This is a genomic window from Paenibacillus macquariensis (genome assembly GCF_900156375.1).
In the GTDB taxonomy this organism is placed as follows: domain Bacteria; phylum Bacillota; class Bacilli; order Paenibacillales; family Paenibacillaceae; genus Paenibacillus_AQ; species Paenibacillus_AQ macquariensis.
This window is the reverse complement of the sequence record NZ_FTNK01000034.1, coordinates 1-24,813: the sequence shown is the minus strand read 5'-3', so window position 1 is coordinate 24,813 and position 24,813 is coordinate 1. Positions and strand designations below refer to the sequence as shown.

Annotated in this window: 27 protein-coding genes and 1 pseudogene; 22 read left to right on the top strand and 6 right to left on the bottom strand. The window is 40.3% G+C overall.

The genetic code is table 11. From position 1 onward, the window contains the following. The 4 genes from BW961_RS27820 to BW961_RS27815 form a co-directional block, all read left to right on the top strand. On the top strand, window positions 1–464 hold a 464-nt coding region (locus tag BW961_RS27820), incomplete at its 5' end, for a hypothetical protein (RefSeq protein ID WP_425298721.1). Beyond that, complete coding sequence (locus BW961_RS31805; protein WP_342190577.1) at window positions 443–637, top strand: DUF6855 family protein; 195 nt, start codon at window positions 443–445, stop codon at window positions 635–637. The genes BW961_RS27820 and BW961_RS31805, both read left to right, overlap by 22 nt. An 876-nt stretch (window positions 638–1,513) precedes the next feature. Beyond that, complete coding sequence (locus BW961_RS31445; RefSeq protein ID WP_244556079.1) at window positions 1,514–1,618, top strand: DUF6254 family protein; 105 nt, start codon at window positions 1,514–1,516, stop codon at window positions 1,616–1,618. 650 nt (window positions 1,619–2,268) lie between these two features. After that, window positions 2,269–3,009: a class I SAM-dependent DNA methyltransferase gene (locus BW961_RS27815; protein ID WP_082867546.1), complete on the top strand. Its 741-nt coding sequence runs from the start codon at window positions 2,269–2,271 to the stop codon at window positions 3,007–3,009. Window positions 3,010–3,076: 67 nt separating this feature from the next. Here the strand turns inward: BW961_RS27815 and BW961_RS32055 are convergent, their stop codons facing one another. Then, the gene (locus tag BW961_RS32055) at window positions 3,077–3,184 is read right to left on the bottom strand and encodes a DUF418 domain-containing protein (RefSeq protein ID WP_076577099.1); all 108 of its coding nucleotides are present in this window, start codon (window positions 3,182–3,184) and stop codon (window positions 3,077–3,079) included. Between the two features lie 224 nt (window positions 3,185–3,408). Here BW961_RS32055 and BW961_RS27805 point away from each other — a divergent pair, with 224 nt between their 5' ends. Next, on the top strand, window positions 3,409–3,603 hold the full coding sequence (locus BW961_RS27805; protein WP_068587495.1) for a hypothetical protein: 195 nt from the start codon (window positions 3,409–3,411) through the stop codon (window positions 3,601–3,603). A gap of 479 nt (window positions 3,604–4,082) precedes the next feature. Here BW961_RS27805 and BW961_RS27800 read toward each other — a convergent pair whose 3' ends face one another. Continuing rightward, the gene (locus BW961_RS27800; RefSeq protein WP_068587497.1) at window positions 4,083–5,261 is read right to left on the bottom strand and encodes an MFS transporter; all 1,179 of its coding nucleotides are present in this window, start codon (window positions 5,259–5,261) and stop codon (window positions 4,083–4,085) included. A 143-nt stretch (window positions 5,262–5,404) separates the two neighbouring features. Here BW961_RS27800 and BW961_RS27795 point away from each other — a divergent pair, with 143 nt between their 5' ends. From BW961_RS27795 to BW961_RS27785, 3 genes are all read left to right on the top strand, one after another. Then, window positions 5,405–6,016 (top strand): TetR/AcrR family transcriptional regulator, encoded by a 612-nt coding sequence (locus BW961_RS27795; protein ID WP_068587499.1) that lies wholly within the window; start codon window positions 5,405–5,407, stop codon window positions 6,014–6,016. A 756-nt stretch (window positions 6,017–6,772) separates the two neighbouring features. Beyond that, the gene (locus BW961_RS27790) at window positions 6,773–7,852 is read left to right on the top strand and encodes a copper amine oxidase N-terminal domain-containing protein (RefSeq protein WP_169810314.1); all 1,080 of its coding nucleotides are present in this window, start codon (window positions 6,773–6,775) and stop codon (window positions 7,850–7,852) included. A gap of 217 nt (window positions 7,853–8,069) precedes the next feature. Next, on the top strand, window positions 8,070–8,981 hold the full coding sequence (locus BW961_RS27785; RefSeq protein WP_169810315.1) for a GNAT family N-acetyltransferase: 912 nt from the start codon (window positions 8,070–8,072) through the stop codon (window positions 8,979–8,981). Between the two features lie 202 nt (window positions 8,982–9,183). Here the strand turns inward: BW961_RS27785 and mle are convergent, their stop codons facing one another. Further along, on the bottom strand, window positions 9,184–10,041 hold the full coding sequence (gene mle, locus BW961_RS27780) for an alpha/beta fold macrolide esterase (RefSeq protein WP_068587502.1): 858 nt from the start codon (window positions 10,039–10,041) through the stop codon (window positions 9,184–9,186). A 562-nt stretch (window positions 10,042–10,603) separates the two neighbouring features. Between mle and BW961_RS27775 the strand changes: the two genes are divergently transcribed. Further along, a complete protein-coding gene (locus tag BW961_RS27775; protein WP_068587504.1) occupies window positions 10,604–11,362 on the top strand; it encodes a YheC/YheD family protein in 759 nt (252 codons plus the stop codon). A 159-nt stretch (window positions 11,363–11,521) separates the two neighbouring features. Beyond that, on the top strand, window positions 11,522–11,872 hold the full coding sequence (locus BW961_RS27770; protein ID WP_068587506.1) for a GNAT family N-acetyltransferase: 351 nt from the start codon (window positions 11,522–11,524) through the stop codon (window positions 11,870–11,872). A gap of 92 nt (window positions 11,873–11,964) precedes the next feature. Here the strand turns inward: BW961_RS27770 and BW961_RS32050 are convergent, their stop codons facing one another. Next, window positions 11,965–12,090: an AraC family transcriptional regulator gene (locus BW961_RS32050; protein ID WP_076577096.1), complete on the bottom strand. Its 126-nt coding sequence runs from the start codon at window positions 12,088–12,090 to the stop codon at window positions 11,965–11,967. A gap of 10 nt (window positions 12,091–12,100) precedes the next feature. On the opposite strand from BW961_RS32050, the gene BW961_RS30790 reads away from it, so the two are divergent. Both BW961_RS30790 and BW961_RS27760 read left to right on the top strand, forming a co-directional pair. Beyond that, window positions 12,101–12,259, top strand: coding sequence for a hypothetical protein (locus tag BW961_RS30790; RefSeq protein ID WP_156510151.1), 159 nt, complete (start codon window positions 12,101–12,103; stop codon window positions 12,257–12,259). A gap of 170 nt (window positions 12,260–12,429) precedes the next feature. After that, complete coding sequence (locus tag BW961_RS27760; RefSeq protein WP_068587509.1) at window positions 12,430–12,882, top strand: VOC family protein; 453 nt, start codon at window positions 12,430–12,432, stop codon at window positions 12,880–12,882. An 802-nt stretch (window positions 12,883–13,684) separates the two neighbouring features. Here BW961_RS27760 and BW961_RS27755 read toward each other — a convergent pair. Then, window positions 13,685–14,959 carry a helix-turn-helix domain-containing protein gene (locus BW961_RS27755; protein ID WP_082867548.1) on the bottom strand — a complete coding sequence of 425 codons (1,275 nt, stop codon included), beginning with the start codon at window positions 14,957–14,959 and terminating at the stop codon, window positions 13,685–13,687. A gap of 178 nt (window positions 14,960–15,137) precedes the next feature. Here BW961_RS27755 and BW961_RS27750 point away from each other — a divergent pair, with 178 nt between their 5' ends. From BW961_RS27750 to BW961_RS27725, 7 genes are all read left to right on the top strand, one after another. After that, the gene (locus tag BW961_RS27750) at window positions 15,138–17,423 is read left to right on the top strand and encodes a beta-glucosidase (RefSeq protein ID WP_068587513.1); all 2,286 of its coding nucleotides are present in this window, start codon (window positions 15,138–15,140) and stop codon (window positions 17,421–17,423) included. 1,081 nt (window positions 17,424–18,504) lie between these two features. Continuing rightward, a complete protein-coding gene (locus BW961_RS27745) occupies window positions 18,505–18,963 on the top strand; it encodes a helix-turn-helix transcriptional regulator (protein WP_068587515.1) in 459 nt (152 codons plus the stop codon). 65 nt (window positions 18,964–19,028) lie between these two features. Then, window positions 19,029–19,487: a hypothetical protein gene (locus BW961_RS27740; protein WP_244556078.1), complete on the top strand. Its 459-nt coding sequence runs from the start codon at window positions 19,029–19,031 to the stop codon at window positions 19,485–19,487. Window positions 19,488–19,823: 336 nt separating this feature from the next. Further along, window positions 19,824–20,420, top strand: coding sequence for a hypothetical protein (locus BW961_RS27735; RefSeq protein WP_244556077.1), 597 nt, complete (start codon window positions 19,824–19,826; stop codon window positions 20,418–20,420). 187 nt (window positions 20,421–20,607) lie between these two features. Next, the gene (locus BW961_RS30975; RefSeq protein WP_068587519.1) at window positions 20,608–20,871 is read left to right on the top strand and encodes a hypothetical protein; all 264 of its coding nucleotides are present in this window, start codon (window positions 20,608–20,610) and stop codon (window positions 20,869–20,871) included. A gap of 48 nt (window positions 20,872–20,919) precedes the next feature. Then, window positions 20,920–21,069, top strand: a complete 150-nt coding sequence (locus BW961_RS32140; RefSeq protein ID WP_483189020.1) for a YoqH family protein — start codon at window positions 20,920–20,922, stop codon at window positions 21,067–21,069. Window positions 21,070–21,326: 257 nt separating this feature from the next. Further along, a complete protein-coding gene (locus BW961_RS27725; protein ID WP_068587521.1) occupies window positions 21,327–21,689 on the top strand; it encodes a hypothetical protein in 363 nt (120 codons plus the stop codon). Between the two features lie 378 nt (window positions 21,690–22,067). Here BW961_RS27725 and BW961_RS27720 read toward each other — a convergent pair whose 3' ends face one another. Next, window positions 22,068–22,736: a cysteine hydrolase family protein gene (locus tag BW961_RS27720; protein WP_068587522.1), complete on the bottom strand. Its 669-nt coding sequence runs from the start codon at window positions 22,734–22,736 to the stop codon at window positions 22,068–22,070. Between the two features lie 560 nt (window positions 22,737–23,296). On the opposite strand from BW961_RS27720, the gene BW961_RS27715 reads away from it, so the two are divergent. From BW961_RS27715 to BW961_RS27705, 3 genes and pseudogenes are all read left to right on the top strand, one after another. Continuing rightward, window positions 23,297–23,782: a DUF2975 domain-containing protein gene (locus BW961_RS27715; RefSeq protein WP_068587524.1), complete on the top strand. Its 486-nt coding sequence runs from the start codon at window positions 23,297–23,299 to the stop codon at window positions 23,780–23,782. A 10-nt stretch (window positions 23,783–23,792) separates the two neighbouring features. Then, window positions 23,793–24,000 (top strand): annotated as a pseudogene (locus BW961_RS27710) (helix-turn-helix domain-containing protein). 262 nt (window positions 24,001–24,262) lie between these two features. After that, a partial coding sequence (locus BW961_RS27705; protein ID WP_139331779.1) for an AraC family transcriptional regulator occupies window positions 24,263–24,813 on the top strand: 551 nt, incomplete at its 3' end.

Below are 24,813 nucleotides of genomic sequence, written 5' to 3'. Positions count from 1 at the left end.
ATGGTGGATACGTGGATCATCTGATCTTAACTTGGGAAGGAAATAAACTCAAAGATGTTTTGGCGGATAACCAAGAATTATACACTAATCCTCAGGCAAACTTCAGTTTAAATCTGCCCGCTTCCTGGAACGGACATTACAAGGTGAACCAATATGCAGGCGCAAATGCACATGAAATCATGCCAACGGCTAAGCATGTAGTAGAGTTCGATTATACGACAAAAGATGGAAAAGATGCTGAAATGCTGCTGATGATCTCTGTGTATTCCAAAAATGATTGGAGTCGCTTCTCCAGGGAAGAAGGTCCGCCTGTAGGCAGCGTAATTGCGGAATCTAACGGTATGGTGTATGTGTTAACAACACCGCAGTCCAATCCGTTTGATTCACAGTCGAAAGACGGTAAGCTTTTTGATCAACTCTATGGTGACTTGAACATTAAAAAATCTTTCGAACTGATAAAATAGTTTTTGTAGATTTAACTAAAACTCCAATTGGTGGTTGGTACGGCTTGAAAAAAGGATTGCGCGGTAGATTTGCCATGTATATCCCACCTTTGATGGAAAAATTAGGATTAGCAGAAGTGGAACACAACCCAAGGAATAATAGAATGAGGACAATAAAACAGTACTATAAATAAAATAGAGGAGCGATTCAAAGGTTGCTCTTCATTTTTAACGGGAAACTACAGTTTAGAATAAACCGCCTGATATGGGGCGGTTTTCTTGCTGCTATTTTTTCGGCGGATCGAGTGTGGGAACCTCTCAAACGCAGTGGGCAAAAGCTGATAATATATGTTATTTTGAGAGGATGTCTTGTACATGTTTCCTTATCTCCAAGAAATTCATCAATTCTCCTATTCCGATTATAGTTTTATGCCCCGCGGTTATTATAATTCCCCTTATTCTGAAAGATGGTGGTTCTGGAGCAATGGTGCCCTCGAATCAATCAAGGGCATGTTGTCTATACACCGGAATACGCAGGTCACGGCAAAGATCCGAACAAAGATGTCACGCATGCGATGATCACGATTTACGAGGCGAGCCGGGACTGAAGTGCTGAAAAATTTTATTGTGAGGTCAGAGCAAGATTGATCCGTAATCCGCCAAGATTCGTGAATTGATCGAAAAGGAAACAAGAGGTGTCCAAATAACGCCATCCTTGCAGGGAGCCCCTTTAAGTACTTTAATATAGAATTAACGGATGTAGTAGGAACAACAAGGCAATGAATATACACGTGATTAAGCTAAGCGGGAACGTTAGCTTAATCAACAGCGGAAGTCTAAGATATTATTTTCCAAAATACTAGTAGGCCGCTGTGGATCGTTGTGAGCTCAGGTTCGAGAGTCCAAAGCAGGTCGGCATCACTAGCGTCTTTTGGACTGTAAAGGAGGGACAGTGATTACCCTCAGATTTACCAAAAACCCAACGAAATAATTTCATGAATGAACAGAGCCGAGGAATGACAGTATAAGGAAGTAGTATACATCTCAATTTCCAAAGGAGGATATCTGTTATGGCTCACCAGAAGAGAAGGAAAGAAGCTGCTTGGAAGTCACGAAAGCAAGAACAGCATCCCCATGGTAAAATCAAATCGCTCAAGGAATTGTCCAGCGATTAGGATTAGGAGTATACTGCTTGGAAGAGATGGACTGTCGGCGAAATTTACCGACAGTCTTCTTTCTTGTAATAATCTTCCGTTACCGGAAGGGTGATAATGTTTTTCATGGTGTGAGGAGTTCAAAGAACGGAAGCGTGAGCTTCGCATCCAAAAGATTAAAGCAAACAGCGTTCGGGTGACAACAATAATATCTTATTAAATACAGCTTAATAACGTTTTTTGTTTTTTGTTGGACCAATTAGGTTCGAATCAATTGTACCCGTACAACACGGCATCTGTCGGATGACAAGAATGTGTACCTCTAACCGAAATAGTTCAAGAATATGTTCGGGTGGCCGATGATGATTAAGCTAACGGGTAGGATAGCGTAGTGATTATCGACTTAAAGAGTAGTTATGTAAGGTTCGATAAAAATTGATTATAACCATTTATTACCAAACGGATTATCAAAAAAATAGTAAAATAATACTGTTAAGCGCGATAGCTGGCGATAGGGCTTTCATTTCGATTATCCTTTCTGCGTCTATATAAGTACATGTTTTTCCTTATAGAAATTATTTTTTCTCAATGCAACATTGAGTTTATTTTATTCAATAGATTCATTTTGGCAATTCGAAATGTTATAACAAGAAATGAAAGGGGGAATGGCGTTGATTGAACATAGCAATCTTGAAGAATATCAAGATCCGGTAAATTACGATCTTGAATTTGACTGTGAAATGGACAAATATCAGTTCTATCTTGAGCTTGCTAGATCGAGTCCTGGGGAAGTGTTAGAACTTGCTTGTGGTACAGGCTTAACAACGATACCCCTGTCGAAAGCCGGCATAACGATGACCGGTGTAGATATCTCTTCAGCGATGCTCGCATATGCGCGGTTGAAGGCGGAAGGGTTGACTGTTACTTTTATGGAAGGCGATGCCCGTACCTTCGAATCGGACAAGCGATTTTCGATGATTTATTTGACTGGTAATGCATTTCAGGCATTCTTAAGTGATCAAGATCAAATCGATTTGCTCACGACCGTTCACAAACATTTACAACCCCAAGGAATCTTTGCATTCGAGACCCGTAATCCGGAGGGAACGGATTTATCCGATCAAGAGGAGACAGAATGGGGATCATTTATTGATAAGGATGGGAATAACGTCAAGGTATCAGGCACACAATGTTACGATGCTAGCCAGCATATCATGCATTGGGTTACGATGCGTGATTGGGGGTATAAGCGAACGACTTCCCGAATTGCTTGTCGGTTCACGGATCAGGATACGCTGCATTCTTTATTAACCCGTCACGGCTTTCGCGTCGAACATCAATATGCTGACTGGGATAAAACGCCGTTCTCTCCGTCATCTTCATCTATCATTAGCGTTTGTAGGAAATGTTAGGAGAGACGTAATGCATTTCAATAGAAAAAATCCCCTCAGGTCGAGGGGATTTTTGGTGATCCTAAGTTTAGCATACTTTTCGCATTATTAATTCAATCGGTCCGCGGGACATTCGTTTTCTCCACCCATGCGAGAAGATAACGGCTAATATAAAATATAGGATTCCGTGCCCCATAGCTCTTGTCCTTTAACGATATATGTCCTCCGATGTCAGACGACAAGAACTTATATACTTCTCCGAAAATGACAAGAACATAGATACTTGACCGATCACCGCATTCGTTCTTAACCTACAGCAGATAGCTCAGCGAGGCTAAGTTCATTTGACCCAGTACCGTTTACGCCTTAAGCCTCTCGGGTTCATAGATACACAAACGTTATCGGAAATTCTTGTGAAGAATGACAAAAAAAATCGTTGGAGATGAGTGTATAGATATAAACGTAAGAAAGGCAAGAATTGAAGATGTTATTGACTTGTCTGAATTATTCATTGAGTTTATTGGAACTGATTCCAACATTGAAAAGATGCAAAATCAGTTAGAGATTATTTCGACACAGCCAAACTACTATGTTGCAGACACGATATTTGAATAATACACATTGATGAGCAGGTGCTTCGGTATCCTGCTCTTTTTATTAAGCTAAAGGGCAGGATAGTTTAATGTGGGGTAATAAATGTTATATACCACATTCTAAGAGGTGTGGAGTGGGCAAACAAAAGTGCCCATTTCCCGGCTTCATACACGAGTATTCATAAAATTGAGTATCAAGTTGGAAAATGGGCAGTCACATTTGAAAACCATGCTAAACAACTGACATGCGCAAATCGATCGATGGACTGCCGCGATCGTGCAAGAACAATTCGCAATCGATAGCAGACGGCGGCAATGTGGACAGCGCCGTTTTCCCGATTCTGCGGGAACATTTCAACGATGCACAGATCAGCGAGTTGTGTGTATGGATCTGTTTTATCATCGCATCGCAATGGTTTGGTGCCGCCATCTGACTTGAACCGGACAACGATTAGATAAGATGAGCTTAAGATTGATACTATGATTGAGTAGACGGATTACTTAACGGCTCTGGGATGGACGAAATCCATGCCTTTTAGCACGCCAGGCAACAAACAGAGCAAGAAGCAAGAGAAGCAGGAGTGCCCAAGGAAAGGAAGTGGTACCCCATTGATTCAGAAGGACTCCTCCCAATATCCCGCCGCTGGCGACAGCCAGATTCCAAACCGTTGTATTAATAGGCATCACGATATCCACACCTTGCTTCCCCGCAGCCTGGGCAAGTGCTGTCTGCAACAATGTTGCCGAACCACCGAATGTCAGCCCCCACAGCGCAACAGAAATGAAGATAATAGTACCATGCTCACTCCAAAGTCCCAGTACAAGAGAAATCAGAGCAAATCCGGTAAGACTGATGAGAACCAACGGACGCAACCAACGATCAATGAAAATCCCAATCACCCAGATTCCCACCAGTGCCATAATTCCAAAAACAAGCAGAATCTTTCCGAGATAGGGTTCAAGCCCTATATCATCCAGGAAAGGAGAGATGTAGGTGTACAAAATATTATGAGCCAGCATCCAGGCAAGAACCACAACCAAGATAGGAATTACCCCAGGTGTGAGTAAAACTTTGAATACTGAAATGCGTTTATCAGCCGACTGTCCCGGATAATCGGGTACTTTCCAGAGCACCCAAAAAATTAGCAAGAACGCCAGCAACGACATCAACCAGAACACCGAGCGCCAGCCCATAAAGGTACCTATCAGCGTACCGGCAGGAACTCCAAGGGATAAGGCAATGGGTGCTCCAATCATGGCTACAGCCATGCCCCTTCCTTTTAGATGATCAGGCACCATACGTAGAGCATAACTGGCAATCAAGCCCCATAAAACACCAGCAGCTACTCCGGCAAAGAAGCGAGCGACAAGTGTTAGTACATAGTTCGATGAGAGAGCTGTAATGGTGTTGAAGACAAGAAAACCGATAATCGATAGAAGCAAAAGCGGACGCCGCCGCCACCCCCCAGTTAGTACTGCCACGGGTATGGCGGCAACCACCGAACCAATGGCGTACAATGTGACAAGTTGCCCTGCCAATGCTTCCGACACCTGCAGCCCTTCTTTGATTTGCGGCAACAACCCCGCGGGAAGGGTTTCAGTCATAATTGCAATAAAACCAGCCATAGCCAAGGCTAACAACCCCAACCACGGGAAACGATTAGAAGATAAATCAGACATCTGTGAGCCTCCTTTTAGGCAGATATAAGAAAGTTAATCGAATTGTGGATCGATCATTCCTTATGTTATTCGACCTTTCACACCTTGTCAATAACTTTTGGATCGATTAGTATATAATTAAGAAAAACAAGGGGGAATCTCTTATGGCAAGAACTGGACGTCCGCGCATTTTTGATCGGGATGAAGCGCTATTAAAGGCGATGATGCTCTTTTGGGAACAAGGATACGAAGCAACCTCGTTGCTTCAACTTCGAGCGGACATGGGTAATATTTCAGCAGCCAGTTTCTATGCGGCCTTTGAGTCAAAAGAAGCCCTGTTTAAAGAAACTGTTGAACAATATATGGGTACTTTTGGACGAGTCACGGAAAGTCTTGCGGATCTCACGCTTACTCCTCGGGAAGCAATTGAAACAACTTTAAGACGTACCGCAAAAATGCAAACGGATAGCGACCATCCGAATGGCTGTTTGATTGTGCTGTCAGCCAGCACATGCTCTTCCAAAAACAATCATATTCGTGAAATTGTTGCTGAAAAAAGAAAGCAGATTCGTAGCCATCTGCATGATTGCATCCAGCGTGCCATAGATGTTGGTGAAATTCCTTCGTCCATAGATGTCTCAATGTTGACTACCGTCTTTGATACCTTTATGCATGGCATATCCACACAAGCCCGGGACGGAGTCCCTTTTGCAACGATAGATCGCGCCATCACGGAAGTAATGGGCATCTGGGAGCTGTTTAAACATTCAGCCTGACCGCTCATGCTTTTAAAGCGCTAGAAAAGCCAAAATAGGTACTCGGCCATAACGTGAGACAAATCAAAACACCTTTAAGAGAGTTCTTCCATATCGTAAGATAGGGAGATAATCTTGGAGGTGTTTTTGTGTTGGTAACCAAAGTGGGCTACTCCGTAGAAGTGAAGATGAAAGCCATAGAAATGAGATTGACAGGCGTTCCGGTGAGAGATTATGGGGCAGTTGTCCGCAGAAAATAAAGTCTTAGACTGACGAAGAGGCATTAAACTAACGGTACACGATAGTTGAATAATACACATCGATGAGTAGGTGCTTCGGTATCCTGCTCTTTTTATTAAGCTAACGGGCAGGTTAGTGGAACAAATGCCTTGTAACTTTTTTATCAGAAATACGTTTGATAGATAATACTAAATTAGGATAATTTTTCTAACTAAGTAAGATAGCTGAGGAGTTTGCAACGTTGCTGTACTTTTTTTATTAGGATCCCGGGCAGGATAACGTAACAAATGGTTTCATTATTCGTATGTATTTTAGAGGAATTAAATTGAAAAAATGGTGAAATGAAGTGAGGGATTGATCCGAATAATTGGCATTATCTTTGTATGCATAATTGTACTTAATGGTTGCGTAATGAAAAACAATTGTTATTCTGGAATTGAGAAAGAGGGATCATTTTGAAATCAATGAAAAAAAATCATTCGAGTTATTGGGCTTAGCGTTATCATCATTGGTTTAGTTCATTCCACCCCATCTATTGTGTCAGCAGCGCCTGATAAAGCACAGTCCTCCAAAACATCCGTTATTCAAATCTACCTTAACAATACGCAAATTACATCTTCATCTGGGGCTCCGTCATTGCTAAATGGAACTATCATGCTCCCGCTAGATGGCTTATATATCAGTGGTGCAACCGTTAATTACAATGAACGTACGAAAATGATTTCCATAGCGAATATGTTCACGAAGGGAAGTATGAAAGTCGGGAATCGGAATGCAACCGTTAATGGCAAAGCAGTCGTGTATTCCGAAGGTCCTCGGCAGATTAATAAGCAACTATACTTACCATTGCGTTTCGTTAATGATGCCATTGGAGGCTCACTGAATTGGAATGCTGAAAGCCGTGCAGCGGTTATTAGCTATCCTGAATTTGTTGGAGACGGCAAGATAAGTAATGACGCATATTTTTTAAATGGTGTGAGCGGTACTATATATAAACGTGACACAGCAGGAGTTGTCCACTCTTTGGGAGTATCCACAGCTAAGCTTGAATCAGGTTATATTGGTAATACAAAAATTACTTTCGTAAAGATTACAGAAGATACGGACTTAGTGACTATTCAAAATTCTAGCGGAGAGCCTTTGATAAACCTGACTGTAATTAACCTATTTGTGAAAAAGGGTGTCATTCTGCGTCAATCAACAGGACTTTATTGGCAGTTTTCTCCTGAGGATCTGAAGACTTACAACGGTAACGCAGTTATGAATGATGGACACTCTATTCGATTAATTGCACCGGATGCTTCGGTTAAGGAATCTTGGAACATCTCAAAGTTAGCAGGCGAACCTGATGTTAGCTACTCTATTGAAGCAATAGGAGAGAATTACTTAATCGCTCGTTCTTCTCAAGAAGGACTACTAACGCTAATTGATACGGAAACTAAACAAGCGATACTTCTCTACAAGGAGTTCGGTATTAACCCTAGCGACATGCAAGGGTTCAAATACGATGGTATTAATTTTACTGGTAATGGCAAGACCAAGTCAGAACTACAATTCCAATTTACAAATAAATACACAACAAAGACTGTCTTCACCTATGAATTAGGTGCTCAATAATCAAGCAAGTTCATTCTTAAGAATGTAGCGAGGAACGTTTAGCTAATGGGCAGGATAGTGTGATGATCGTCGCCTTTCAAGTTGTACTTTTACGTTAAAAAGCGCATAACTTCTAAATCAATATAATTATTTAATACCAAACGAAGTGCCAATAAAGTAGTGAAAAACTACTGTTGAATCATTGGATAAATTTAACGAAATGGTGGTGTTTTGTGTTTTGAGCGAAGTAGAAGTACGGATATTTACAAAGGATGATATGCAGAAGTTAGGCGGTTTGTATGATGCCGTTACATCTAAAGACAATACCGTTTTCTGGTGGGTTGGAGAAGAAGATAATTGGCTTAATGTATTCATAGTGATTGAGAGTGGACAAATCATAGGTAAGGGACAAGTTGGTGTTATTTCCACGATTCCGCCAGGTAGCCCCCAAGAGCATGCGCACTATATTTTTTTTAATTTAAAAACACTTCCAGAAAGAGAAGACGAATATCCCCTCTATGATCTTTTATATGAGTGTTTGTTAAATAGGGCATACGAGTTAAAAGAAACACTACCTAGTTCGAATCGAACGATGCTAGGTATAGGAAACCAATCAACTGAAGAGTACAACAACAATTATTTCATATCGAAAGGTTTTGTGTATTGGAAGAGTTTGTATACGATGCGAAGAGACTTATCCGAGAAAATTGAAGAGTCTGTTCTTGCTGCTCCTTATCGTTGCTTGCAAGGGCTAATGGATTCGGAGGAAAGCATCAATGAATACTTAGAAATTGACAGGGAGATTTGGCCGGAGGCCCCAATTGGGTTTAAGCAGTTAATGGATAAACAGAAGAATTCTTCGTGGACTGCTTTTGTTGTAAGGGAAAATCCCACCTTAGTAGGAAGTATAATGGCTTGGGTTGATGAAGATGGAGATGGGATTATTGAAGATCTATTTGTGAGAATTCCTTGGCGGAAACAAGGGACAGCAAAGCATTTACTTTCGCAGGCGCTCACTTATCTCAAAGACCATGGATGTGCGTTCGCAGAACTGCAAGTTGAGACGGCCAATAAATCCGCGCTATCTTTATATAAAGCAGTTGGCTTCAAAGAAATATCGGAAGAAGTTCGTTATAATCGAGAACTATAAGTCGTTAAGCTAACGGGCAGTTTAGTTGAATAAGAATTTCAATGGATTAATCTTATCCAAAAATAAAAATCAACAATGTAAAAAACCGAAATGCTTTATCATAAGATAATTAGCATTTCGGTCTTATTCTTATCTACTCTAGCAGAAAAATCACCGTAATTCTCATATAGAAAATCAGTTATATCTTTTACTTTTTATCATTTTACGTTCTTGAAGTATGCATGACTATTGCATTAATAATTGTATCCCAATCATCAAAGTGAATTTCGTGACCAGTTCCTTCAAGTGTTAGTAACGTTGAATTTGGAAGCTCATTCACTAATGCTAAACCATGCTCATACGGAAGAATTGTATCTTCTGTGCCGTGAATAACTAATGTCGAAACTTGTATATCTTTAATTTTATCTTCATAGAAATCATTCCCAGAAAGCGTTACGTGATTAAACATACTGAGTAAATTATTAGCACGTTTAAAATCTTGTGTCGTTTGCTTGCGAGCACGTTTTTCATCAAATGTATGATTTGAACCACAAAGCATTTTTGAACCTTCTACTAAGTAGTCGATAACAGCTTCTTCATTTGACCAATCTAACGTAGCGCCTTTAGCGTGATACTCGAATAAGCGCGGATCCATTCCAGGTAAATCACGGTCGTTTTCATCTGCTCCAAAAAGACTTGATGAGATGGTTGTCATACTTAGGATTCTTTCAGGATTGTGATAAGCCACTACCTGAGCAATCATACCTCCTAATGACATCCCAACTAGGTGTGCTTGCTTAATATCATAAGCATCTAAAACACCTATAGCATCGTTTGCCATATCAACCAAGGTATAGTTGTTAGAAGTACCAGGCTCATACGTAGTAGAACGCCCTACATCTCGATTATCAAATCGAATCACGTATCTACCTTCATCAGCTAAACGTTGGCAGAATTCTTCATCCCAATAAACCATTGAATTCATAGCTCCATTTATTAAAAGAACAGCTGGATCTGTTGGATTTCCAAAGCTTTCTGTACAAATGTTAATTCCGTTAATTCTAGTCATTTTTTCATTCATGTTTTATTCCTCATCTCATTTGGATTTAGTGTGTTTTCAGAAAAGGTACACTCAAATATTTCCAAATGTTTATCAAACAATATGGGCAAATATAAATGAAATGTACCTAGAATTAACGTAAGCGCATAAATTTAATAATCATCGTATTCATTCTCCTTAAAAACAATCAAATTGGGTTTTAACCCATCCCCCATTGTAATATATTCTGGGTACCTTTTCTATGGGGATATAAGTAAATGGTTTTAGATTGTTCAATAAGTCACCTTTGCACTGGAAATCAAATCCATACTAATAGTTATTCTCTAACTTGCAATATAGTAACCGTCCTATTGACTAATGAAAAAACATCCGTAAAATGGTTACGAATTTGATATAAGCTCGTATTGGTCTGGTATCGATAGGGATATTCACTGAGTTAACAAGTGTAGCCAAATGAAGCATACTGCTTTATTTGGTAGGATAATTGTATTTGCATGAGGAGCTCTTCGACGGGATAGGCATGTGAGGTGACAAGCTTCGACTACCATTCATCTAATGGTATGAAGCGAGGTGTGAGATCTTCATGAACAAATATCGAAGCAGCACAATCGAAAGTAAATGGAAAAAAACTAGTTGGCTACTGACACAACGAAATTTAAGTAAGCATGTTCCACGTACAAGACTATTCCAAAGAGACAATTTAACCTCGATGCTTTCTGATTATTCGACTGTCTTCTTCAAACCTACAACCGGTTCTGGTGGGGTAAATATTATTCGTATTAAGAAAGTACCTCAGGGTTATCAAACGCAATTGAAGTCTATCAAATCTTATTACTCAACTATAAATGCCTTATACAGTAAGTTAAACCGAGTTGCCAACAGAAGATCCTATGTTTTGCAGATGGGTATTCAATTAGCCAAAACAAACGGAAAACCTTTCGATATTCGTGTCATGGTCCAGAAAACGGATAAAGACGTATGGCAAAGCACAGCGGTTTTTACCAAAATCGGAAGCCCGGGTATGGTAGCCACAAATTATAATCAAGGAGGGACACTCGGATATTTCAATCAAACGATGTCAGGAGCAGGCTACAATCTTAACACGACTAAGCGGTTAGAAGCTGAACTGAAGCAATTGGGAGTCAACGTTGCCAAAAACTTTGATCGTCATATGAGAGGCTTTAGAGAATTAGGTTTGGATGTGGCTTTGGATTCCACTGGAAAACTTTGGATTATGGAGGTGAATACAAGGCCCCAATTTTATCCTTTGAAGAACATGAAGGATAAGACATTGTATAGGCAAATTGTTTCATTTGCTAAAGCATATGGAAGATATAAATAGACTTTATTAAATAGGAATGGATGGGTACAACTGATATCGGACCACACAGAAGGGCAAAAGAGGATTAAACTAACGGAACACGATAGTTGAATAATACACATTGATGAGCAGGTGCTTCGGCATCCTGCTCTTTTTATTAAGCTCCCGGGCAGTTTAGTGATGGTGGCTACCGCCAAAAATCTTGGAATCCTTCCGGCGTACGAGGGGCAAGGATATGCCAGTGAGGTGGTAAGACTGCTGCTTCACTTTGCTTTTGTGGATCCGGAAGCGCATAAAGTGGTCAATACACGCTCTTCTGCTCTAATGGATCGTTTGAGAATGACCCGGGAGGCCGTATATAAAGAAGAGTTTTTTTTGGAAGCAGCAGTGGACAGACCAGTTTTTTTATTCAATATTGGAGAGCGAATTTTTCATGGAAAATTCGGGAAAGAAATGAAACTTCCCTACAAATTCATTGAGAAGATTAATCAAACAGTCATCGAGGTAAAAGGCAGAAGGCAGGAAGCATAAATCGGGATTTTTCAGAGGGTTTAAATAACACTGCTTACGTAAACCCTCTCTCCCTGCATGAATGCAAACATATTCTTGCCGCTGTCATTCGGTCATGTCCATTTTCCTCGTTTGGGAGGGGTCATCCCGATATACTTTTTATAAATCCTCGTAAAATAATTCGGATTCTCACAACCCACACGGGCCGCAATTTCGGTGATCGAATCATTGTTTTTCATAAGGAGCCGTTTGGCCTTCAATAGAATGGAACAAGACAAGCATTATCTAGTGGATTTTGAATTTATGCGCATCACCGAAACATTAACGTGGAATGGCTACAGAGAGGACGCTTTACGTATTCAGACCTGTGCAGCCGCAATATTTCCTGACAATGAGAATAAAAGTTAATATGACATATCCGAAAACCAAATTTCACATTTTACTATACTGTGACTTATCTTTGTTATCATGAACTGCTGTGACAAGTTGTTAATCGTTTGGAAGGAATTAGTTATTCTTGATAGAATAAATATGAAGATGATCAGGTAATAAATTTGTACACATAAGGAGATAAAACTATGGCAAAAAACAAATTACTAAGAATGGACAATGTTGGCATCGTTGTAGAATCCCTTGATGACGCAATCTCTTTCTTCGAGGAGATTGGCTTGAAGCTCGAAGGGCGAGCTACTGTCGAAGGTGAATGGGCTGGTCGCGTAACCGGGCTGGGTTCACAGTGTGTAGAGATTGCTACGATGGTTACCCCAGATGGCCACAGCCGACTTGAACTTTCGCGATTTCTCACCCCACCTACTATATCAGATCACCGAACTACTCCAGTAAATGCCCTCGGTTATCTACGCGTCATGTTCACCGTTGAAGACATTGACGAAATGGTATCCAGACTCACTAAGTATGGTGCTCAGCTCGTTGGCGAAGTGGTTCAGTACGAGGACTCGTATCGGCTCTGCTACATTCGTGGAAATGAAGGACTTCTAATCGGTTTGGCGGAACAACTCGGTAATAAATAAGTGACGTTTAAAAGAAGACTAAACTGAAATATACATTACTAGAGTAAAAATAGAAACAGAAAAGCAGTGTGAAAGTATCTCGAAGAAGTCGGGTTCATCATATAAACACCGCATTCACGCTCCGGGTCTGGGCGGCCCTCGGTCCCGGAAACAAGGAACGAGGAAGTAATTGCCGGGACACATCCGCACCGACTAACCGCATCGCGGCCGGCAGCAAGCTGCCTTAACTCGGTGGGACTTCGTGATGCATGAACTTTAACGCAAATCAATGCAAAACCAAATTAAAGGGACTCAACTAACGGGTAACGATAGTTGAATAATACACACTGATGAGCAGGTGCTTCGGTATCAAACGTTCTGAACATTCCGATAGCACTTACTACGTTGGAAGTTCATGGACGTATTATACACTTGATGGCTACGATCCGGGGTTGTATCGCATAAATCCGGATGGTAGCTCTACACGCCTTGTAACAAGCTGTGATCGTGAAAGAGGATGGTGTAGCGTACACGTTGACGTACGAAAGCGGTATCTATACTGTGAAATAAGTACGTAAGTCAGAAAAGCTTTGAAGCCTCAATGACAGTCAAATGTCAGAGAGGATTTTTGGATACGCGGTTCAGAACTTTCGCCAAGCGAATTCGAAGCCGGAGAGCCGGGGGAGGGAAATTTTGTCCCGGCTTTTTTTGTTGTCAAATCAATCTATAACGGTTTTACAGGTACACATATTTCGCAATAGTCATTGTAAATCATACCACCAGTGTAACTGACTGATACAGCATGCAGTGGAGGACAAAATTGTTAACGGCTATACTGACGGGACATAGGCGTTTCTCCTTTTTTACGATATTGTAAAGGGGTTACACCACACCATTTTTTGAAAACTCTCGTAAAATAACTTTGATCGTTGAAATTAAGTCGGGCACAGATATCAGATAGACTCATGGAGGTGAATTTCAGCATTTTTTGCGCTTCATACACACGTTCATGCTGGATGTGATCCACAATAGATCGTCCTGTTTCTTTCTTAAACCTTGTAGATAAATAGCTTGGAGTAAGGTTTACATGTCTAGCAAGCCTTTCAAGAGATAGATCTTCAAGCAAATGATTAAATATATAGTAGGTGCACTGGGCAACCTCTTTACTGAACTGCTCGGTTTTGCTATTATCCACCCGTTCTGCAAATTCAATTAATGCCTCATTCTGCAGCTTATAAACATCCTTTACATTCTGAAGTTCTTCGACTCGTTGAATATAGATATCACTTAATGTATAAGCCAGCTCCGACAGAAGATCGCCCTTCATCGCTGCACGGGTTGCAAGAGTAATTGCACTGATCGCCAGATTCTTCTGGCTGCGTAGATGACTCTTCTTGGAAAGGACTGCGTTATTCGGGAGATCTGATGTAGAGAGCTGAGTGATTAGACGACTAACCGATCCCTCCCGAATCGAAGCAAACAGCGATTCTTCTTGGGCAAGTTCATGATGGTAGGTTTTGTGATCGCGTCGTTGTGAAAGCTCCTGCCCTATTTCTTTTTCAATCTCGTCTTCTTCCTGCTCTAGAATAGAAGAGACTTGATGCTTCATCATCGCTTCGCCGTCAAGTCTCTTGTGGTGAACCAGATAGTACATCAGCTCGCCAAGATGCTGCATCGTTTTGCGATTCAAGATGGCCATTTTGCTAAAATAATGCTTCCATGCCTCTAGTTGATATCTTGGTGCACCTACATCATACATAAGACTAACAATAACCTCTTCTGAGTAGGATTCTAGCAAAAAAGGACCCGCTATAAGCTTACCAAGGTAACGTTCTTCATCATCTACCAGATACAGAACTACGTAGTATTCACCTAGTGAAGTTGTTTTAATAACCGGAATCTGCTGAATTTCCTTGTCTTGAGTGGCTATCAGGGATGCCAGCATATCAGCTGTATGGGGATGCACATGCGAAATTACTTCACCATAACTCAGTTTCTCTTGGATGAGTTGGTCTGGAGAGACGAGGAAGATTGGGACATGATATGCATCATGAATTAATTTATTGATTGTGTAAAAATCCTGATTGTTTTTCATCATATTGGCTCCAAAATGAGTGATATAAAATACTAATAATCAAAAAATAATACCATAAACGTAACTCTAAGTAGTTTATCATAAAGATATATTCATAAACAATTTGTTTGTATTTCAAAAAATACAGTTTCAAGACTTGGACGATCCAACTCAGTAATCATTCAAAAGGAGTGTAAATAAGATGAAAAAATTAAACGTAGAGCAAATTCTTAGTGAAATGACATTAGAAGAAAAAGCAGCACTCGTGTCTGGCAAAGACTTTTGGAACCTGAAAGGGATTGAACGACTTGGCGTACCTTCCATTATGGTTACCGATGGACCCCACGGGTTGCGTAAGCAGGATGGAAAGGGGGATCATCTTGGGCTGAATGACAGTGTACCCGCAACCGCATTTCCAACGGCATCGGGCCTTGCGAGCACATGGGATCGTGATCTGATTCAGCAAGTTGGTGTGGCACTGGGCGAGGAAACGCAAGCAGAAGACGTTGGCGTTATCTTAGGACCTGGGGTAAATATCAAACGCTCCCCACTCGGCGGACGCAACTTTGAATATTTCTCTGAAGATCCATACCTTGCAAGTGAAATGGCAACAGCCCATGTCAAAGGAGTGCAAAGTCAAGGCGTAGGAACTTCTTTGAAACACTTTGCTGTAAACAACCAAGAGCATCGCCGTATGAGTACAGATGCTATCGTTGACGAACGTACACTGCGCGAAATTTATTTGTCTGCTTTTGAAGGTGTCGTGAAGAATGCCCAGCCTTGGACTGTGATGACATCGTATAACCGTGTCAACGGTACGTATGCATCCGAGAACGAATACTTGCTGACAGATATCCTCAAAGGTGAATGGGGCCATGAAGGTGTCGTGATATCGGACTGGGGTGGCGTAAATGAAGCCGCACATGCGGTAAAAGCAGGAAATGAAATTGAAATGCCGGCTTCCCATGGAATCGGTCAGAAGAAAGTACTTGCAGCCTTAGAAGATGGATCTCTTCCTCTAGAAAAACTCGACCAAGCGGTAGAGCGTATCCTTACCCTCATTGCAAAAGTCGTAGAATTTAAAAAAGAAAACGCAACCTACAACAAAGATGAGCACCACGCTTTAGCAAGAAGAGTGGCTGCCGATACAATGGTACTGCTGAAGAATGAAGAAGCTATACTTCCACTGAAAAAAGAAGGCAAGATTGCCATTATCGGTGGATTTGCTGAGAAACCACGCTATCAAGGCGGAGGTAGCTCACATATTAACTCAACTCGCAAGGACAATGCCATTGAAGAAATGCAAAAGATTACGGGGGATGCTGCAACATTTACCTATGCTAAAGGCTACAATATTGAAGAAGATCATGTGAATGAAGAACTTCTTCTTGAAGCGCGTTCAGCTGCTGAGCAATCGGATGTTGCAATTGTCTTTGCAGGACTCCCTGATCGATATGAATCGGAAGGGTATGACCGTTCCCATATGCAACTTCCTGAGAATCATAACCGCCTGATTGAGGCTGTTGCAGAAGTACAACCCAATACAATCGTTATTTTGAGCAATGGATCTCCAATAGAGATGCCTTGGGTTGATTCGGTAAAAGGGGTTGTCGAAGGATACTTGGCAGGGCAAGCATTTGGTGGTGCAGTAGCTGATATCCTGTTCGGAGAAGTGAACCCATCAGGTAAACTGGCAGAAACATTCCCGAAACGTGTAGAAGAGAATCCTTCTTATATTTACTTCCCTGGAGAGGGAGACCGTGTAGAGTACCGTGAGGGGCTATTCGTGGGGTATCGTTACTACGATAAAACTGGAATTCAAACGTTGTTCCCATTTGGACACGGTCTCAGCTATACAACATTTGAATACAGTAACCTGAAAGTCAGCGCGAAGAACATCAAGGACACATCTACGCTCACAGTCAGCGTAGATGTAAAAAATACAGGAAATCTTGCAGGGAAAGAATCTGTGCAGTTATATGTACGTGATGTAGAAAGCACCGTGATCCGCCCAGTGAAAGAACTGAAAGGTTTTGGCAAAGTGTCGCTTGCTCCAGGTGAAACGAAAACTGTAACGATGACACTCGGTAAACGTGCTTTCGCTTACTATAATGTAGATATGAAAGAGTGGCATGTCGAATCAGGTGATTTCGAAGTTCAGATTGGACGTTCTTCTCAGGTCATTGAGCTGACAGAAACCGTTCATGTAGAATCAACTGCTTCCGCACCAAAACCAGTCTTCACTCGCAATACGACGATTGGCGACATTATGGTGCATGAGGATGCAGCAGCTATAATTAAACCGATGGTGGATAAATTGGCCGAACAATTTTCACAAATGGGCGGGGATGACGAAGAAGGTTCCACTTCAGATATGATGGAAGCTTCCATGAAATACCTACCACTTCGTAACATGGTCATGTTTAGCGGTGGGGCGTTCTCTGAAGAGGAATTGCAGAATCTTCTTGCGGAAATGAACAGCCTATAATAAGAGAATCAATTCGGAAACAGTTTTTAAACACAAAAAAAACAAAGGGCGCTCTGAAGTGCACCCCTTAGAATAGACATTGGATAAACCCTAACTTAATCCGATATATTCTTGGGGGTGCACTCCAGTTGATAGCCCCTAACCAATCATGATTATTTTAGAACCCGGCATGTGCCACAATTACTTTAGTGGATTCTTCATCGAGTGCTACCAAATTCACTTATGGAATATCACAGAAATAAGTACGTACGTCAGAAAAGCCTTAAAGCCTCAATGACAGTCAAATGTCAGAGAGGCTTTTTTACTGGAAAATGCTCATTTCTTTGCCCGATTTCAAGGGAGATCGACAGGAGTATGGTGGAAATATACAAAGAAGTTGTTTATGGTTGGTCAGATATCTCAAGTCTGTTACGCTAACGGGGAACGTAAGTTCAATAAAGCAAAGGCAGTCTAAAACTATATTTTCTTTGAACAATGAAAATAGGATCAACCAGAATCAACTGGTGTTTTTGGTTTTATAAGTATTTCTGTAGGAGTTGTATCGTACGTAACTTCCGTCGCGCCAGTTATATAACACAATAAAGCTATTGGCTGTTATGAGGTAGAGTGGTTATAGAGAGAAATATGATTTTAGAATCTGTATACAATCGGGAAAGCGAACGTAAGCTCTTTTATACTGCATGTACGCGCGCAATGCATCGGCTTTTGCTTTATATGTACGCCATTTATTCAGGCACTGAGTACGACCTTGTATGAGGTAGATCAAAGCGTTGCAAGATAGCTCAATAAAACAGTGGCAGTCTAGGATTTTATTTTCCAATCCAAGGCTGCCGCTGTTTCTTTTTTTGGGGTCAGTATAGTTTCATTGGTAAACTATTGACTTCGTATCTAGTCGGTATGGATCACCAATCCCAAACTGTAAGAGCTATTAAATTAGATAACACCATAATAGGCAATAACATGATACATAGTGAAAAAATTGATGCAATAAATTGAAATGTGACACAGAACTATTACACTATTATTGACGAAATCTCCATAAAAGTGTAATATTACACTACAACAAGAGGGAGGAGATCATATGGATAAAAAAGAGTTTATTAAACTGGTAAATGCTAAAATAAAGCTCATCCGTATTGAAAACGATTTATCACAGGACAAAATGTCTGAAATTATTGGTTTATCAAAGAAAACATTAGTAGAAATCGAAAAAGGTAGAAGCACCCTCACATGGGCAGGTGCAGTCTGTGTCGCAACGCTTTTTGAACATAGCGAGATTATCCAGATGACGTTTGGGGATGATGCTAACGAAATTATCAAGACAGTCGCTTTTACACATTACACTAATAGTTCCCCCAAGACTCTAGGAGGGAAAGTATGGTGGCGACAAATAAGAGAGTTAAATGGTTATAAAATACAACAAAATGTTCTTTTTCAACATTATAGAATGCTAGATAAAGAGAACGGTAGAATATGTAGTTCATTTGAATTGGATGAAATCGAAAAAAGATTTACGGAACTGATAAAATCGTTGGAGTAGACTTACTGAAAATTATTGGATTCATAGCAAACTCTGATATCAAACAATGGAAGGAATTGAGTAATATGAAAAAAGTGACCATCACAACACTTGCTATCGTTATGGCAATGGGATTTTCAACTTATACATTTGCAAATACAAGTACAAAACCTGAAGTCTCCAAAGAGGAGCTAACGTATCTCAAATCAATTAATCCAAGTATTACAAGCACAAAAGTGGATTCGCTAATGAAACAAAGAAACCAATTAGACGAACTGCATAAACAAACAGAGAAATTAGAACTAGATTATGGAATTCTCGTTGATAATACAAAAGATCCAAATAAAGAACCGAAAATTCTGGATGACTTAACAGCAGAGCAGCGTGAAAAACACTTTCAGTTGATCGACAAAATTTGGAGTGAAGAGCTACGGTTTTTAGATGCTCAATATAAAGCTGGTCTCATAAAGGAAGATGATTATAAATTGAATAAGAGGAATTTCGAATATTTAAGAGAAAAAAATTCATTAAATAACGCTAGTTGATACTACACGGGATTTTGAATATGACAACCGTCAGAGGACAAGAACATACACACATAAGAAGTCGCCATAGTGGCGGCTTTTTTGTATTCGTTTGAAGGGTCTTGACCAAGGTTTCTTCAAAATTATCAGTAATACGATTGTATAGTGCAGATAAAGGAGAAACATTAATAAAATGTACTCTAAGACATTTATAAAAATATATATTAAATTTAAAATCCCTGTATTTAACAGGCGGATCTTCTTGAAATTAAAAGTAAGGAATCTAAGAAGTTAAAAAATCTTGATAAATAATGACAGACGTATGTTTTCGATAGATAAAAATAGGGAGGGTCGAATATGAATGGATTTCTGAAATCACTTATAGGATTGTGTTTATTTTTTACATTAACAGGGTGTATTGGTGAAGATTATGATGTGGGAGTGCCAACTGCTCATTTAAATTTGGATATTTCATCTGTACAATTAACAGAAGCAAATATCAGTTGGGATACAGCAAGTGAAGATGTACAACAAAAGATAGAGGATATTGAAAAATTTGCATCATCACTGGATGAAATAAAGGTTTTTTCAAATCAGAAAGCGTCTTTAGATTTTAAAGAGAATGAAGAAAATGGGGGAGATATTTGGACAGACCCCAAAATAACAGTTTCCCTATTAAAAGATGACCAACGAATCGAACTCCCATTGGATAATTCAAGAGAATTTCAATTCCCAACTAATAAAGGGAGTTACGTCCTTAAAGTTGAATTTATAAATTCGGCAGGCAGTGCTCAATATTTAGGGAATGTTTTAATAGATTTAAAATCCAAAGATAAAGATACACTAACTTGGGATTTAAAGGGTGATAAACCGGACCCTATAACCCCTTATTCTGTGACAATTGGATATCCAAATATTAAAATACAGGAGCACAATCTTTTAGAGTCGAAGTAAAGCACAACAGTAAGAATACGGTTATTTTTAATGCAACTGTTGCAGCAGGTACAACAGTGGACCTTTTAAATAATAATAGTATGCCACTTGTTCCTTCAGGCCCTTATACAGTGACTATTTACGGTGGATCAGGTCTACCAAAAGAACAAATTCTTCTTGAAAGTTCTGACACTATGTGGCCTTAAAAATGAGAGGTACGGACAGAAGCGCGATACGATCTTGCAATGCAGATACAACAACGCGTGTTGTATCTGCTTCCGGATCTCCAAATTCAGCCGAATTTGACCGTGATAGCCGATTAGCGTTCCGTGGAACAATGAAAAAAACCGTGTTTTGGCCAACATCTTTCGCTAAAATGATTGACGAAGGGAACCGGATTCGTCGCAATGCCTTAAAATGTTCCGCCAAGCTTGCGAGATTCGAAAGGGTTGGGCGTAATCGTCGCGCCTGAACAACGCGTTCAGGGCGTCCTGCTATCCTAAAGTGATTCGGCGGCAAATTGATCGTATGTGGTCCAACTTGGGCAGGTAGGATTGACGATATTACAGCAAATTTAGAGAATAGCAGAATAGAAGTTCGTCTCTCAAACTCAAAGACAGGAAAGCTGGGGTCTGTTGTTTTAAGCAATAGTATCAATTTGTGCCATTAATTTCATTAAGCTAACTGGACACTATAGTTAAATAATACACATTGATGAGCAGGTGCCTGTATCCTGTTCTTTTTATTAAGCTAACGGACAGGATTGAATGTTTATCACTCGAATAACCAATCATTCCTCTCAAAATACGCCCTAAATATGGAAAGGGATTTAATATATCGGTTATAGACTTGATTAGCTATAATAGCAATAGGATGGCGAAGGGTCATCAAATTCAAAAGTATAAAGAAAAAGAATGAGGAGTATGTATGGTTGACGTTATATGGACGATTTATTTAGGGTTGCTCGCTACAGCTTCCCTCACTTTTTTAATAAAAGGAAAATATAAGTCGAAACTTAGCAAAATAGATTTCGTCGTATCCATCATTACATGGATTGGATTGTTCGGATACGTTACGGAAACAGCTATTCTAAATCCTTCTGTCTGGAAATTTGTCTCCGTGGCAGCTTTTCTGTGGGATTTATCATTCGCGATGATTCTAAAAGGTTATGAAGGGGAAGAAATCCTGGAGGAGCTGCCGATTGTGGCGAGGAGAGTCTGGATGTTGATAACATTTGTTGTCATGGTCGGACCTTTGTATTACGGGTTGTTCAGATATGCCTTTGCATGATGCCGAGTAATGCAAGAAAAAAGATACCAATCAGGTAAAAATCGCCTGGTATTGGGTGGAGGTCTGGTTCGGTGATGACTGACTGATCACGCCGAATGCCTTGATTTACACGGCTGGTCATGGTATTGAATTGAAGGAACGAAATAATACTGGCTATGGCATGCCCATTACGATTGGAAACAGTGTCTCGATATATAACTGGGATTGAGCTAACGGGGTACGATAGTTCAATCAAACAAGGAGCAGTTTGCCATAGCAGCTGCTCCTTGTTTTCATTAAGCTATCGTATATCTACTGAGTGTTAACTTCTTGGAGCAATAGCTTAAGCACTCCTTTGATGGAGCATGTGCTTTACTGGATGACTCCGAGTTCCCTGTCCTAGCATCGCTGGTATGGATGACAAAAATGTATCAGATTTATTTTTGTTAAAGTGGCCCGGTTTCGGGTTCCAGGGCTATTTATCATATGCCAAGCTGTATACTGTTCAGCATAAGGATTGAGAGCTGACATTCCATCAACTGGAATAATGACATTGTATCCCCGGAATGCAGCACTAGTGGCTGTATGAAGGACTGCGCCATTAGCTGCATAACCGGTAACCAGAACGGTTTTAATGCCATGATCATGCAATATTTGTTCTAAATCAGTTTTGTAGAACTTATCAACGTTTGATTTCACAACAGGATCACTTGGCAAGGGGGCTATCTGCGCGGCAATATCCGATAGGCTTCCCGTATGTGTAAGGCTATAGACGACAAGCATGCCCCATTCACGACTCCTCGCCAATAGCTGATTAATTTTAGAGATGGATGCAATACAGCGAGGATTATTACATATAGAGGTCTCCATATCCAAAACTAGGAGTGCACTTGTTTTGGGGTCCACTGAAACGGATTGCAGTTGAGGGGGAGGAGGAGCGAGAACAGCGTTCCATTCATCGATGATAGTTGAATCCTTCCTTTCAGCGTAATAGTTCACACGTAGCCAGTGACTACTTGGCATGCTGTATTCACGCCAAACACCGTACTGGGGACAATAATAGTTCATCCTAATCCACCTCTGGGCCGCTTATTTGATAGTAGATTATGTACGCAGCTAGGAAAAGGTGTGGCCGAACAGGTTTAAGTATAGTCATGCCCATTCCAAAAATCATTAAAATATGACGTATACAGATGCAAGAGGTCTTTCGAAAATCTCACCAATAGCTGTCGGTGGAGTAGCGTCTATAAATCATTAGTTGTTAGGAATAAGTTAAGGAAAAATCCATTGGGGCATATGAGTAGAAAAAGGCTGATCTTTTCTTGTTAAAGATCAGCCTTTTATTGTACTCTGAATAAAGAGAAGAAGAGAACATACAACGGCAATCGGAATAGATTCTTGTCATCCGACAACGGTTGCTTTTTCTTTAAGCTAACGGGTAGCATAGTTTAAGCTAATTAAAGTAATAGCATTTCTTTGTAATGAGAAATGCTTTTTATATTTGTCAAAATTAAAATGATGTTCAAATAACAATAATAATATAATGAAAAACAATATGGATTTAATGTAAAACGATAAATCATATGCTAAAATCATGTTGTCATTAAATAAGTGGAGGAGGTGTTTAAATGAATGTTAAACGAGGTTCAACCACTTTCTTAAAGGTAATTATTTTTCTGGCTGGAATTGCAGTGCTTGCTTTGTGTATATTTTTAGTGCCCCATATGGCGAATTTCGCAGCAAAAATGTATCCAAATATTGCCCTAATGAAATATCTCGTTTTCATCGTGATGTATGGAGCGGCTGTGCCTTTTTACTTTGCTCTCTATCAGGCTTTAAATCTTTTACGGTATATTGACGAGAACACAGCGTTCTCGGAATTATCTGTAAAGGCGTTAAAGAACATAAAGTGCTGTGCGATTACAATCAGTGGTTTGTATGTATTAGGTTTGCCACTCATTCGTTTTATAGCAAAGAAAGTAGACCCTCCTATTGGATTAATGGGACTTATCATCATTTTTGCTTCGTTGATTATCGCCGTTTTTGCTGCTATCCTACAACGGCTTCTACAAGAAGCGATTAACATAAAATCAGAAAATGATTTGACGGTCTGAGGTGGAGGATATGACAATTATCATTAATATTGATGTGATGTTAGCAAAACGAAAAATGAGCGTAACGGAGCTTTCGAATTACTATGGCGAATCTCTCCATTCTGAAAAATGGGAAAGCAAAAGCAGTTCGTTTTTCAACATTAGAAGCGATATGTAAGACTTTGGATTGTCAGCCAGGTGATATTTTGGAGTACAAAAGAGACGATGACACTCAATAAAAACAGACAACTAGTTTATTTAACTAACGGGTAACGATAGTGGTGGAATAGCGGTTGCTTCGGCAGCCTTTTTTTTATTAGCACAACTAACCGGCAGTTATCCGCAGCATTGATGATTTTCATAACGTCCATGGGTATATTGAAGCAAAGTTAAAGGGGATGTCCTACGACCATCAAAAGACCCTGCAGGATAGTGCACTAAATGTCGGGAAGGGAATTACCTTCTCTGCTATGCTTTGAGTAACGAGGGGAGGCGATAATCATGAATATGCTGGCGCAACTGAACAATTCTTTAAGCTATATTGAGGAGAATCTTACTGATCGTGTGGACTATCAGGAGGCAGCGAAAATTGCCTGCTGTTCGGAATATCATTTTACACGGATGTTCTCATTCCTTGCAGGGATTACTCTGTCGGAATACATCCGGCGAAGACGCCTAACTTTGGCAGCACTCGAGCTAAGCCACAGTGACATCAAGATCATCGATGCTGCGATGAAATACGGATATACCTCGCCGGATTCCTTTACTAGGGCTTTCCAAAGCATGCATGGGATTACTCCCTCGGAAGCTCGGATCCATGGACAGTCCCTCAAAGCCTTCCCGCGGATGACGTTTCAACTAACTATCAAAGGAGGAAGTGAAATGAACTACCGAATTGAAGACAAAGAGGCTTTTCGCATAGTGGGGATCAAAAAAAGAGTGCCAATAGTATTTCAGGGGGTGAATCCGGAGATTGCATCAATGTTTGAAGGACTCACACCAGAAATAATTGATAAGATTAAGGGCTTTTCGAATGTTCAGCCTTCAGGACT